The following is a 13,155-nucleotide window of genomic DNA, read 5'->3' on the forward strand; positions in this document are numbered from 1 at the left end:
ACTGCGCAAGGAGCCATCCATGCGTAGCGTGGTAGGAATCTCCGGCCTTCAGGCAGGGGAGGATGTCAAACGAACGACACTTGCTTTCTGAGCCACTAACCTTGTAGAAAGACAAGGGCGAAAGGGCGGCTTTGATGCGGCGGCGCATTCTACAGCTTTGCATCCTCGGCTGGACGATGCTCCTCGTCCTGGCAGTGGGGGGCAGGGGATCCCTGCTGGTTCCCCACTTTTTTGGCATTGAAGCCCTGCAAGCCCAGGCTCAAACTCAAGCCGGAGAACTGCCGCAGCCGATGCGGCTCAAACTCCCCCCCGGCCTGGATCGCTACGCCTACGACAAGGCGGTGGGAGACTACTTTGAGGAAATCGAGCCGCTTTTGCCAGGTGGAGCCTATGCCCAGTGGGCCTTCTATCCCGTCCCTATCTACATCCAAGGGGATCACCCCCAGTGGAAGGCCTCCGTGGAGCAAGCGGTGAAGGAGTGGTCGGCCTACATCCCGCTCAAGGTGGTGGCCAAAGAGGAGGAGGCTTTCTACGGGATGAGCATTTACCGCGTTCCTCCTATTGGCGGCGGGGTGGCTGGGGCGGCCCGCCCGGAGTTTTTCTTCGCCTCCGATGGCTCTTTGCAGCAGCGGGTGCGCATCGTCATTGCAGAAGGACAGGGGTTGGCCGAAATAACGGCGGTGGCCCGACACGAGATCGGGCATGGGCTGGGGCTGTGGGGCCATAGCCCGAACCTGCGGGATCTGATGTATGGCGGACACCATGCGGCGGCTACCGGCAATCGGCGGGTGTTGCGGGTGCCCAACATTACCAAGCGGGATCTCAACACCCTCAAGCGCGTCTACGAGCAGCCCACCCTCAGCGGGCAGGTCTTTCCAGAGAGCTATCGCCGCCTGTTTGGCCAGCTTCTGCAGGAAAAGCCGCTGCCCGAGAGAGCTCTTGGATTGCCGCTAGCTAGAGCTGCAGGAGTTGCGACACCCCCTTGAGCGCCATAGCTAGGAGAAAAAAGAGCAACTGGGTGGCAACAATGCTGGGGCCGGAGGGCAGGTTGAAGGTTGCCGAGGCGATCATCCCCAGCACCGCGCTCAGTCCCCCAATACCTATGGCCAGCAGCACATAGGTTGTAAAGCGGGATCCCAAAAGCCTTGCCGTCGAGGCTGGGATGACCACAAAAGCGCTCACCAGCAACACCCCCACAGAGCGAATTGAGAGCGCCACCACCACAGCCAGCAACACCACAAAAGCCAGCTTCTGCCAGCCCACCTGAACCCCCCGCGCCCGCGCCAGCGGCTCATCCAGGGTCAGCAACATTTGGGAGGGCAAAGTCAATCCCACATAGGCCGAGCTGATCAGCAAGAGGATCCCGCTCGTCCACAGGGCTGCCGGGCTGATCCCCAAAATCTCCCCAAACAACAACTGGTTGAGGTTGCCCCGATAGCCGGGCAGCAAGCTGAGGGCGATAACGGCCAGCGCCAAAGAGGAAGAGTAGATGATGTTCAGCACCGCATCCGCCGACAGTTGAGTGCGCTCCAAGACAAAGGTGACGCCCAAAGCAAATCCCACCCCAAACACCATCAACACCACGGTGGGATTCAGCCCCAGCAGCACTCCCAAAACAATCCCCAGCAGAGCCGAATGCCCCAGGGCATCGCTAAAAAACGACAGTTGCCGCAGAATAACAAAACTGCCCAGCAGCCCACCTGTCATGCCGGTGAGGATCCCACCCAGCATGGCCCGCTGCATAAAGGGCAACTGCAACAGCTCCACCACCTGCGCCCAGCCTTCCGACATCTCTTTGTCTCTCAGTGACGGTGGATGTAGCGGACAAAATGGTGCTCCGCACCGCTGTCGCGAACAGGCCCATAAACCCGGCTCAGCACTTCTGGTGCCAAAGCCACCTGGGGGGATCCCTGGCAGATGAGGGATTGGTTGAGGCACAGCACGCGGTCGCAATGGCGGGACACCATCTCCAAATCATGGGAGATCTGCAAAATAGCCCAGCCCAGAGATTGGCGCAGCTCTTCCAAGAGCCGGTAAAACTCCCCCTCGCTGAGCGTATCTAAGCCTGCCGGTGCCTCGTCGAGGATAAGCAGCCGCCGCGGCCAAGCCAAGCAATAGGCCAACAGCACCCGTTTCAGCTCCCCGCCGCTGAGCTGGCCCAAAGCCTTAGAGGACAGGTGGGATGCGCCGGCTCGTTCCAGCGCCTCTTGCACCGCCTGCTGCCGAGCAGAGCGCTGCTGCCAGGGCCAGCGGGGTTGCAATGCCCCCCAACCCAAAGCCACAAACTCCTCCACCACCATGGGGATCCCAGGATTGAACTGAAAACGCTGGGGCACGTAAGCCACCTGCTGCCGCACTGACGGGGGCAAATAGCCGGACAGGCGCACCGGCTCTCCCAGAATCCAAACCGAGCCGCACTGCGGCGGCAGGATCCCCAAGATGGCCTGCACCAAGGTACTTTTGCCGGCTCCATTGGGGCCAACAACCGCCGTATGGGATCCCGCCCTCAGCTCAAACGACACATTTTGCACCGCCAACTGGGATCCCCGATAGACTGTCAGCCCCTCGACGCGCAGGACAACCTCGCCGGAGCAGGAGATCATCGCCCCCTCGCCAGCAGGTGTTCGAGAGCAGCTTGGCCCAGCAGCGGCAATTGCAGGGGCAGGAAGGCCGTCTCCTTCTCAAAGGCGGAGACCAGGTTCTCCACGTTTTGCCGCAGGATGGTCAGGTAATATTCCGGCTCGATCCCCTCAGGGCCAGCGGTTTCGATGGGATCGAAAACGCGAACTTGGATCCCTAGGTCTCTGGCCAAAACCTCAAAGGGGTTGTTACTCCCCAGCTGCGGTTCCACCAGGATCGTCTTCAGGCCGGATGCCCGCACCGTCTCCATCACCCGTCGCACATCTTCTGGAGAAGGATTGGCCTCTGGGATCTCCACCAAGAACTCGGCTTTGAGGTTGTAGCGCTCGGCAAAATAGGGGGCAAAGTCGTGGAAGACCACAAAGCTTCTTCCGGCAAAGGGAGCTAGCCGAGCGGCAATCTCCTCATCCAAAGCCTTGAGCTTCTCGATAAAAGCAGCCGCATTGGCCCGGTAGATCTCCGCCCCTGCCGGATCCGCAGCGATTAAGCCGTCGCGGATGTTTTCCACCTGCTGAATAGCCCGCCTGGGATCCAGCCAAATGTGGGGGTTAAACTCGCCGTGGCTGTGCCCATGAGAGTGGCCATGGCCATGCCCGTGAGAATGGCCGTGACTGTGTCCATGAGAGTGTCCATGGCCGTGACCGTGGGAGTGCCCATGCTCTGGCTCCTCAGCCCGCAAAGTTGGGATCCCTTCGCTGCTGTCAACGATTTGCAATTGGGGGTTCCCAGCGCTGGCGATCAACCCTTCCAAAAACGTTTCCATACCCAACCCGTTGATCACCAGCACATCCGCCTGAGCCAGCAAACGAACCTCCTCAGGTCGAGCCTGAAAGTCGTGGGGCCCCATCTGAGGGGGAAGGAGTGGCGTGACTTCTGCCCGATCCCCGGCCACAGCACGGGTAAATTGCGTTATCGGCAAAATCGTGGTCACCACCTTTGGGGGGCTGGATCCCTGCTGGGCTTGGGATCCCTCCTGTCGAAGGTGCAAGCCGCCCAGGATCCCGACCGAAAGAGCGGCCACCAGAGATACCAGCGATCGCATGGATCGAACAGAGCGAAGAGAGTTAAGCCTATCGGTCATGTGCAGAAATACCTCACAAAACAACAGAGACAGCAGAACTTGCAGAACCCGACCTTCGAAAAGCCAAAGCCCTCTGCTGGAGCAAAGAAAACATGCTCACCAGACCGTTGCTCCTGGAAGGGCTAAGGCTGAAATTGAGGCCCATCTCCCGCACAAACTCTGGGGAAACCCCCAAAATCTCTTCCGGCGCTAGGCCACTTAGCCCCTCCACCACAATGGCCACCAAACCCTTGACCAACTGAGCATCGGCATCCCCTTGGATGTAGACCTTGCCCTCCCTAAACTCGGTGGCCAGCCACACCCGCGAAGCGCAACCTCTGACTAGGTTCTCCTCCCTTCTCTCCGCTTCGGGCAAAGGGGGCAGCCGTTTGGCATAAGCCAACAGAAGCTCGTACTTCTGCTTAGAAGTTTTGGCTTTTTGGAAGCGCTCAATAATTTGCCGCAGAGCTTTGGGCATCCGCCAGCTCGTCTGATGAGAATGATAATCAGATCCATAATAACACCCTTCCCAGGGGAGTCAGTTGCTCAGCCGGGATCCGGAAGATTCCAAGCATGCGGCAGGGGATCCCTACTGGGCTGAGAGGGATGGCTGCTGCAGAAGGATTGGATCACTGGACGTTGTGGAAGTGGATCCCGTGCTGGATCGGCGCAATTGGCTTTTGCGCTGACAGCTCCGCCGTCGGCCAAGCCATTCTCTAGTCACCGGCTGCTTTATCCAGCGGTCTCTGCAGCGCTTGACTGGCGCGCACGACTGGGCCGGCGTTGGCCAGCGTCCAGCGCAGTGCCTCTTGGTTGATCCGCTCGGCAGCAGCTCCGTCGTGGATGGCAATTGCTTCTAGCAGCTTGCGATGAAAGTCAAGCGACTCCTGCATCTTGCCTTCAACGTTATAGGCCAGCCTTAGATACCGCTCGGCGTGCTCGCGCAGATTCCTGATCCGCTGGATCAGCTGTTCCCGACCCGTGATGGCGTAACACCTGAGACGAAAGTGCCACTCCTCGCGCAGATAGGTCCATAGATCCGTGCCATCGGCCAGCGTTGTAATGGCAGCTAAGAGTTTTCGCAATTCGGCCACGTCCGACGGAGTAGCTTGCTCGGCAGCCAGTCGTGCAGCCAACCCTTCCAGCCCAATGCGCATCGCATAGAGTTCTTCAAATTCCTCCCAACTGAGCGGCACCACCCGCACCCCATAGTTGGTAACAAACTCAACCAGGTGTTCCTGGCTCAGCATGCGCAGGGCCTCGCGAATAGGTGTGCGGCTGACGCCGAAAAGAGAGGCCAACTGCTCTTGGCGCAGCCACTCGCCCGGTTGCAGCTTGCTGTTCAGGATCATCTCCCGTAGCTTTGTGTACACCAATTGCTGCGGCGTTTGGCCAGACTTAGCAGGTCGGAGTTTGAGCTTTCCTTGCGCAAGCAGGTCGGCTGATTTTGCCCAGCGTCTGCCAGGTCGAGATTTAGCTGGGGTGCCGTCGTTCGCTGTAGCCATCCGTGCTCCTGCTGGTTTGCCCATAGTAAGTGCGTGGGCTTGCTGCTACGAAGTGCTTGAGCAGCAAGAGATAGCTAGCCTTCTGAGAACCTGTAGGTCAGCGTCTGTTGAAGTCGTGATTGTATAGGTACCCTTTGCCCCCGACAAGACACTGACAAGGTAGGAGATCAAGGTAGGAGAGGCTGCAAAGTTACTCACCGTCCGGCAGGGCTCCCTTGGCAGTATCAACCTGCTTCAACTCTGGAAAGCATACGGCAAAAGGAGGCGCGAGTTGAAGTTGGAGAACTGCCTTCACGGCCAAGCCGACAACAGCAGATAGCTGATTATCCCAGGTGTTCAGGGTAAACCAATCCTTCGGTGTCTTCGCAGGCCAGCTCGATAACTCAGTTGTCTCTGGCAAAAGTTATCCGCTTTGACTGGGATCCCTAGCTTGGTTGCAGTAGGGACACTGGCCAACGGTAGAAAGGATGTGGCCCGGCTTGGCGCGAACAGGATATCTCTGCCCTGGGATAACCGGTCGGTTGTGCAGAAGCGTGACTCTACCTGCGCCTATCAGTTCTCCAGTGATCCTAAAGGCATCGCCTGCAAACTCAACGGTCATGGGGATGAACTGCCCTGCTTCCGTCGATGGGCTAACCTCGGGCAGGAGCTCCAGATCGCCGCTGCGAACTGCCACTTGTACCACTTGGTCGTCACAATGCAAAGGAACGTCGGCTTCTAGTCCGGGTGCGAGACGCACGCGGCCTGGGCCGATGCGCCGAGCTGTAAGCACAGTTGCGCCGCCAAAGAACTGGGCAACAAACGAGTTGGCTGGTGACTGCCAGATCTGCTGCGGTGTCCCGAATTGTTCTACTTGACCAGCCTGCAGCACAGCTACTCGGTCGGCAATGGCCAGGGCTTCCTCCTGATCGTGGGTGACGAAGAGGGTTGTCACGCCACTGGCGCGCAGCAGAACTTGCAAGTCAGCCCGGATAGCTGCCCGCAGTTGGGGATCCAGGGCAGCCAGAGGCTCGTCCAGCAATAGCACGCGCGGCGACACAGCTAGGGCCCGGGCAATAGCCACGCGCTGGCGCTGACCTCCAGAGAGTTGGGTAACTGGTCGGTCGGCCAGCTCAGCGATGCGGCAAAGTTCCAGCATCTCGCTGATGCGCCGGCTCATTGCTTCTTTTGCCACCCGGCGCATGCGCAGTCCGAAAGCCACGTTATCCCGAACATTTAGATGCTCAAACAGGGCATAACTCTGGGGAACCCAACCCACAAGTCGCTTCTCCGGTGCTAACGTACTTGTGTTGATCCCATCGAGCAAAAGACGGCCCTGGGTAGGGATCAGCAAACCGGCTACCAAGCGCAGCAGAGTGCTCTTGCCACAGCCACTGGGGCCGACCAACACCACGATCTCCCCAGGTTGCACCTCCAGGCAAATGTCCTGAACCACCCAACGTCCAGGGGTGTAGGCATAGGCGATGTGATCGAACACTACAGAGGCTGGGCTGGTCATGCTTGTCCTATCTTGCTACCGCCTAGCCACTCAATGGCGATGGCAGCAGGCACGACGAAGAAGAGAAAAATGGCTGTAATCGCCGCCGCCACTTCCACCCGGTTGGTGATGTATGCCGAGTACAACTCGATGGGCAGCGTTTTGTTCAGAGGGGTGAACAAGAAGAACGAGACATTGAACTCCCCCATGGACAGCGTGAACACCAAAATCAAAGCAGCCAGCAACGCGCTGCGGATCGAGGGGAGCGTCACATACCACAGCCGCTGCATGGCCGATGCGCCCAAGGTGCAGGCCACAGCTTCGCGCTCGATCAATGCCGCTTGGGCCAGCGCCGGCACCAAGGTTGCCACCAGAAACGGTAGGGTGTAGATCACTTGACCGAGCAGAAGCAGTAGCCCGCTGGCTCGAGCTGCTGGGTAAGCCAAGATTAAAGCCAAGGCAATGGCAATGCCGGGGATGGCCAGCGGCAGATTGATCAAGGCCATCAGCGCCTGCCGGCCAATGAAGTTATGCCGCGCAATAAGCCATGCGGCGGGTAAACCAACAGCCAGGTCAATTGCTAGCACCGTGCAGGCTAGGCGCAGGCTAAAGAGGGCGTAGGGTCGCACAGTTTCCCATCCCTGCCACAGCCAGTTGGTGGTGACCCCGCCAGCCCAAAAACCAAGCGGCCAGTTAACAGTGGTCGCCACAACAATCAGCAAGGGCACTGGTGCCAGGCACAGGATCACTGCAGCCAAGGTGAACCCCTGCCCAATCGCTGTGACGGGATCCGCTGCGTGCTGGCGCTTGCAAGCTAGTGGCTTCACTTCACCAGCTCCCTCTGCAACATATCTGGCGGGCGATGAGGCTGTAGGCCACGTTCAGCAACCTGACCCAGACCCAGTAGAATGGCCGTAGTCAGCAGAGTGAGAGCAATGCTCAGGCTGGCCGCGCGTTCTGGTTGAAAGCTTTCTGTGAATGACGAAGCGATCTCAAGGGGTAGCACGCGAAAGCCACGGCTTAGGGTGGCTGCCGTGCCAAAAGCCCCGAGGGCTGTTGCCAGACTGACGCTGGCAGCGCTGAGCAAAGCCGGGAGAAGCGTTGGTAGCAGCACGTTGAGGTAAACCTGCAAAGGGGTGGCACCTAGCGTGCGGCTGACGTCGATCACGTCCTGCGATAGCGCTGAGACTGCACCACGCAACACCAACACAACACGGGGGATTTGAAAATACAAGTAGCCCAGCAACATCCCCCCAAAGGTATAGGCAAGGCTTAGCTGGCGTTCACCTGTCAGCAGCAGAAAAAGCTGCGGCACAACGCCGGTCGTTCCGAAGAACAAGATGACGAAGAAACCTATGACAATTCCAGGCAGGCTAAGCGGTACGGTCAAGGCTATTGCCAACGCATTTCGGTAAGGGCTGTTGGATCGCTCGATGTAAATGGCCACCGGAAAACACAAGATCAGCGCCAGCAGCGTAGAGGCGACAGCAATCAACACGCTGTTGAGCAAAGCGCGGCGATAAGCCAGTGAAGTGACAACTGCCGCGTAGTTCTGCAGCGTTAGGCGACCGCTGCTCCCGTCCAGCAGACTCTGGCGAAGCAACACAACTAGAGGTACCAGCAGCCCCAGGGCGAACAGTAGAACAACGGGTGCCGCGAGCAATACTTGTCTTGTTGCCCGCGACCCCCCGAGAGAGCAAAAGTTTGTGCTCAAGATCACCGGATTACCTCGGCCTTCCAACGCTCATTGAATCGCTCTTGCACAGCGCGCATTTGCCCGTAGTCCGGCACAGCTACTTTTTCGTAGGCGCTGGCCGGGAGCATCTTGGCAGCAATTCCGGGATCCACAGTTACTTGCCGCACGGGCCGCAGATAGCTCTTGGCAAACAACACCTGACCCTCGTTCGACAGCGTGAAGTCTATCAACCTCTTGCCACCCTCAGAATTGGGTGCGCCCTTGACCAAGCCAATCACATAGGGAATAGCGATTGAGCCCTCGCAGGGGATCACGACTTCAACCGGGGCATTCTCGTTGTTCTTGAGCTGATATCCGTTGAAGTCAGCATCGATCAGGATAGGAATCTCTCCCTGCTGAACCAGGGCAGTGGCTGTCTGGGCTGGGAGCTGCAAGTCGTTGGCCTTAAGCTGAGCCAAGTATCGAATGCCGGGATCCCAGTTCTCCAGCGTACCGCCTAGCGCCAGGTTAGCAGCTGTAGCTACCGAGTACCCAATTGCTGCTTGGGTGGGATCCAGAAAACCCACCTTGCCCTTGTATTCATTCTTGGTCAGGTCAGCCCAGCACTGAGGGACAGGCGCGTTGCCCAGTACCTTGGTGTTGACCAAGAAGGCTACTGCTCCTTGATGAATCGTCATCCAGCGGCCCTCGGGATCTTTCAGCCCCTCTGGGATCTCATCAAACCCAGCTGGCTTGTAGGGCTCCAGCAAACCTGCCTCAGCGGCCTGAATGCCGAAGACAATTCCGAAGTAGGCAGTATCCGCTTGTGGGGCAGCGGCTTCAGCTTTGAGGGCAGCCAGTGTCTGGCCCGAATTCTTGGGATCCGAGGGGGCTTGCAGGCCAGTTTTGGCAGTGAAGGACTTGAGCACCTCGCCCCAGTTCGCCCATTTCTCCGGACTGTTGTAGGCCACCACCAAGGCAGCACGCCCGCCAGCCGGAACCCCTGTTGCTGGAGGAGCCGAGGTTGCCACTGCCCATGCTGTCAACAAAGCGGCGACCGGGAGACTAATTAGGGGAAGCTCAGCCAGCTTTTTCATCTTGACACCCTCCTTGCGCCAATAAGTGTATGCGCTTATTAGCAGGCTACACGACTGAATTTAAGCTGACGTTAAGAGCTGGCTCCCTCTTGGGGTTTGCAGAGATCCTTGAGCTCGTGGATTGAAACAGGATTTGACAAGGGATCCCTACCGGGCCGGCGGTTTCTCTGTGGCGGCCTGTTCTGGACAGAGTTCGTTGTTCTTCGTGGGGGAAGCCTATTCTGCGTGACAGGGATCCGGCTCGATCTGTGAACCCCTTGTGCAGTTGGGAAAAGCCGTGTGGGTAGGGCTATTCCGACTTCTCGCTACCGCACCGAGCGATAGCCGCCACTTACTCCCCGTGGTGAGAGGACCAGTTGCCAAAGTTGGCTGGCCCGGGCCTTGAAGCTACCGGCACTCATCAGGAGATAGAGCCGCCACATGCGGCGAAAGCGCTCATCGTAGCGGTCGGCTAATTTTGGCCATGCCTGCTCGAAATTGGCGTGCCAGGCTTTTAAGGTGGCCACGTAATTGATCCCAAAATTGTGCCAGTCTTCCAGCACAAATAAGCCCTCAAAGGCTGCAGTAATCAGATGAGGCGAGGGCAGCATCGAGTTGGGGAAAATGTAGCGCTCAATCCAGGGATCCCGCCCCTGGTAGGCCACGTTGCTGCCGATGGTGTGCAGAAGAAACAAGCCATTGTCGTTCAACAAGCGGCGGGCTACCTGCATAAACGTTCGGTAGTTTCGGTAGCCAACATGTTCAAACATGCCGACAGAAAGGATGCGATCAAACTTTCCCTGGGTCTGGCGATAGTCTTCTAACCGAATCTCGACCGGCAGGCCGCGGCAGCGTTCGCTGGCCAGTTTGGCTTGCTCTTTGGAAACAGTAATCCCCACAACCTGCACCCCGTAGCGTTCGGCCAGGTACTGGGCTGTGCCGCCCCAGCCACAGCCGATGTCGAGCACCCGCATGCCGGGTTGGAGTTCCAGCTTGCGGGCAATGAGGTCAAGCTTAGCTTCTTGGGCTTCATCCAGAGTTTGCGCGCCCCCATCCCAATAGGCACAGCTGTAGATCATGCGGCGATCCAGCATGGCCTCATAGAGATCGTTGCCAATGTCATAGTGGCGCCGGCCAATGACAAATGCCCCCTTGCCCCGCTGGCGGTTGATGAGGCGACTGTCCAGCCCAAGTAGGGGCTGAATTAGCCAACCCACCCGCTGCGGCGCCTGGGCAGTTAGGAGACGACAAACTAACTCATCAATGGCCTCGCAATCCCACCAGCCCTCCATGTAGGCCTCGCCAAAGCCCAGGGATCCATAGAGCAGGCAGCGCAGATATAGCCGCTCGTCGTGAACTTGAATATCCCAAGGTTGCGAGCCATTGAGGGTTATACCGGCAACATCCAAAACCCGAAGCGCATGCTGACGCGCCAGCCGGTGCAAGCTGTTGAGTCCTTTCCCCATCCCTAGGGATCCCTCACTGCAGGGAAACTGACTCAACAAATACACCCCAAGGTGGCAAGGGATCCAACAAGTTTCCAATTTCTAGGGATCCCCCCGAAGGGGGAACCCTCCTGAGCTTGGTGTACCAGGTCACGCATTTCAAGTTTCCAATTTCTAGGGATCCCCCCGAAGGGGGAACCCTAAAGTATCACAGTAGCTGGGGGTGGCTGGTCCGTGAAAGTTTCCAATTTCTAGGGATCCCCCCGAAGGGGGAACGAGCGCTGTGCATACATCCGTGATATCGCACGGATAATGTTTCCAATTTCTAGGGATCCCCCCGAAGGGGGAACAAGGGAGGTAGTTATGTCCAAGATACCCGCTTCCTTGGTGTTTCCAATTTCTAGGGATCCCCCCGAAGGGGGAACGTGACCACGTGTTATTTCTTGAGGACGAAACTGTACTGTTTCCAATTTCTAGGGATCCCCCCGAAGGGGGAACCAATCTTGTTTCTCGAAGATGAGGTTGTGTTCATCTTCAATGTTTCCAATTTCTAGGGATCCCCCCGAAGGGGGAACTGCAAAGGTGGTCCACGATATGCTCTGGGGCGCAAAGTTTCCAATTTCTAGGGATCCCCCCGAAGGGGGAACCCGGAAAACCGTACTATGAGCCACCACGGCTCATAGTGAAGGTTTCCAATTTCTAGGGATCCCCCCGAAGGGGGAACAAATGGGACATTCGCGAGATAGACGAGATCTTCCAGTTTCCAATTTCTAGGGATCCCCCCGAAGGGGGAACCCCTGTCTCTGTACCTGGTCCCTTAACAGGTTTGGTTAGCTACCGTTTCCAATTTCTAGGGATCCCCCCGAAGGGGGAACATAGAATCGTCTTTAACCCACGAGTACCTGAAGGAACTATCTACAGTTTCCAATTTCTAGGGATCCCCCCGAAGGGGGAACTCTGTTTTATAAGGACATCGGCGGCTTCTTAGCCGACTGTCTGTTTCCAATTTCTAGGGATCCCCCCGAAGGGGGAACATAATCGCAGTAGGCCGGTGGGAAATCCGGGGCAGCTTCGCGTTTCCAATTTCTAGGGATCCCCCCGAAGGGGGAACACTCGATAATTTGGGATTTTCGGACCCATTTTGGCGGGCCTGAGGTTTCCAATTTCTAGGGATCCCCCCGAAGGGGGAACGTCACTGGGTTAATTACCAAAACTACTCCGAGCAGTGGTTTGTTTCCAATTTCTAGGGATCCCCCCGAAGGGGGAACGCGGGGAGTATCGAAAGGCTCTGCAGTTCATCAAGAAGTTTCCAATTTCTAGGGATCCCCCCGAAGGGGGAACATACATACGCTTCACGCAAGCTACTTGACTGCAGGTTTCCAATTTCTAGGGATCCCCCCGAAGGGGGAACACTACATAGTCACTAACTATAGCTCACGTAATTTTGAAGTTTCCAATTTCTAGGGATCCCCCCGAAGGGGGAACGGCTATGGATCCCCGCACGATCGTCTGTGGCGTTATGGCGTTTCCAATTTCTAGGGATCCCCCCGAAGGGGGAACTGTTCTTTATCCCCTACAAAGGGAGGTACAAAATGAAAATGTTTCCAATTTCTAGGGATCCCCCCGAAGGGGGAACCTGGATCGCGCGGGCCTGCTCCGTAAGCTTGAAAGAGTTTCCAATTTCTAGGGATCCCCCCGAAGGGGGAACGATTCGCCCTTAACGGGGCGAAGGTCGAGGAGGACTGGCTCGTTTCCAATTTCTAGGGATCCCCCCGAAGGGGGAACTTCCTCTTCCCGAAGGTCAGGAAGAGCTAACTGAATAACCGTTTCCAATTTCTAGGGATCCCCCCGAAGGGGGAACTCTGTCTTATTTACAGCAGTTGTACGCCTATTGCTTTGGCAGTTTCCAATTTCTAGGGATCCCCCCGAAGGGGGAACAAACTCACCCATCTGCCACTTCCTCATCGGGGATCCACCAGTTTCCAATTTCTAGGGATCCCCCCGAAGGGGGAACTTTGTTGTCGTTGGTACAACCAACGGAAATGATGTCCTCATGTTTCCAATTTCTAGGGATCCCCCCGAAGGGGGAACAAAGTAGCAAGTTGTTCAATAGATTGAGTACTAGAGAGTTTCCAATTTCTAGGGATCCCCCCGAAGGGGGAACCTGCTGGATTTACGACCCATGGTTCCGAGGGGAACACGGGTACGTTTCCAATTTCTAGGGATCCCCCCGAAGGGGGAACGGTACTATTCTTCTACAGGTATGTGGACTAAGAA

At 57.3% G+C, this 13,155-nt stretch carries 11 protein-coding genes and 1 CRISPR repeat array; of the genes, 1 reads left to right on the plus strand and 10 read right to left on the minus strand.

From position 1 onward, the window contains the following. The first annotated feature begins 134 nt into the window (after positions 1-134). The gene (locus NW839_RS02780) at positions 135-986 is read left to right on the plus strand and encodes a hypothetical protein (protein ID WP_414332345.1); all 852 of its coding nucleotides are present in this window, start codon (positions 135-137) and stop codon (positions 984-986) included. On the opposite strand, the gene NW839_RS02785 is transcribed toward NW839_RS02780, so the two are convergent. The 10 genes from NW839_RS02785 to cfa all read right to left on the minus strand — a co-directional run bounded on the left by NW839_RS02785 (position 955) and on the right by cfa (position 10,935). Then, positions 955-1,791 carry a metal ABC transporter permease gene (locus NW839_RS02785; protein ID WP_414352040.1) on the minus strand — a complete coding sequence of 279 codons (837 nt, stop codon included), beginning with the start codon at positions 1,789-1,791 and terminating at the stop codon, positions 955-957. The two genes, NW839_RS02780 and NW839_RS02785, sit on opposite strands and share 32 nt — an antisense overlap. A gap of 11 nt (positions 1,792-1,802) precedes the next feature. After that, positions 1,803-2,603 (minus strand): metal ABC transporter ATP-binding protein, encoded by an 801-nt coding sequence (locus NW839_RS02790; RefSeq protein WP_414352039.1) that lies wholly within the window; start codon positions 2,601-2,603, stop codon positions 1,803-1,805. Further along, on the minus strand, positions 2,600-3,682 hold the full coding sequence (locus NW839_RS02795) for a metal ABC transporter solute-binding protein, Zn/Mn family (RefSeq protein WP_414352038.1): 1,083 nt from the start codon (positions 3,680-3,682) through the stop codon (positions 2,600-2,602). Before NW839_RS02795 ends, NW839_RS02790 begins: the two co-directional genes overlap by 4 nt. A 52-nt stretch (positions 3,683-3,734) precedes the next feature. Then, complete coding sequence (locus tag NW839_RS02800; protein WP_414352037.1) at positions 3,735-4,178, minus strand: SufE family protein; 444 nt, start codon at positions 4,176-4,178, stop codon at positions 3,735-3,737. Positions 4,179-4,416: 238 nt separating this feature from the next. Continuing rightward, positions 4,417-5,073, minus strand: a complete 657-nt coding sequence (locus NW839_RS02805; RefSeq protein ID WP_168173332.1) for a GntR family transcriptional regulator — start codon at positions 5,071-5,073, stop codon at positions 4,417-4,419. A gap of 535 nt (positions 5,074-5,608) precedes the next feature. Beyond that, positions 5,609-6,703, minus strand: a complete 1,095-nt coding sequence (locus tag NW839_RS02810) for an ABC transporter ATP-binding protein (RefSeq protein WP_414352036.1) — start codon at positions 6,701-6,703, stop codon at positions 5,609-5,611. Further along, entirely contained in the window at positions 6,700-7,509 is an 810-nt protein-coding gene (locus NW839_RS02815; RefSeq protein ID WP_099812787.1) for an ABC transporter permease, read from the minus strand. The genes NW839_RS02810 and NW839_RS02815 overlap by 4 nt, the downstream gene beginning before the upstream one ends. After that, entirely contained in the window at positions 7,506-8,288 is a 783-nt protein-coding gene (locus tag NW839_RS02820; RefSeq protein WP_414352035.1) for an ABC transporter permease, read from the minus strand. The genes NW839_RS02815 and NW839_RS02820 overlap by 4 nt, the downstream gene beginning before the upstream one ends. A 110-nt stretch (positions 8,289-8,398) precedes the next feature. After that, positions 8,399-9,454, minus strand: a complete 1,056-nt coding sequence (locus NW839_RS02825; RefSeq protein WP_099812785.1) for an extracellular solute-binding protein — start codon at positions 9,452-9,454, stop codon at positions 8,399-8,401. Between the two features lie 305 nt (positions 9,455-9,759). Then, entirely contained in the window at positions 9,760-10,935 is a 1,176-nt protein-coding gene (gene cfa, locus NW839_RS02830; protein ID WP_414352034.1) for a cyclopropane fatty acyl phospholipid synthase, read from the minus strand. Between the two features lie 34 nt (positions 10,936-10,969). After that, a CRISPR array of direct repeats spans positions 10,970-13,121; the repeat unit is 36 nt; unit sequence GTTTCCAATTTCTAGGGATCCCCCCGAAGGGGGAAC. Positions 13,122-13,155: the final 34 nt, after the last annotated feature.

Origin of the sequence: Synechococcus sp. R5-15, from assembly GCF_047462035.1 — a bacterium.
GTDB lineage: Bacteria > Cyanobacteriota > Cyanobacteriia > Thermostichales > Thermostichaceae > Thermostichus.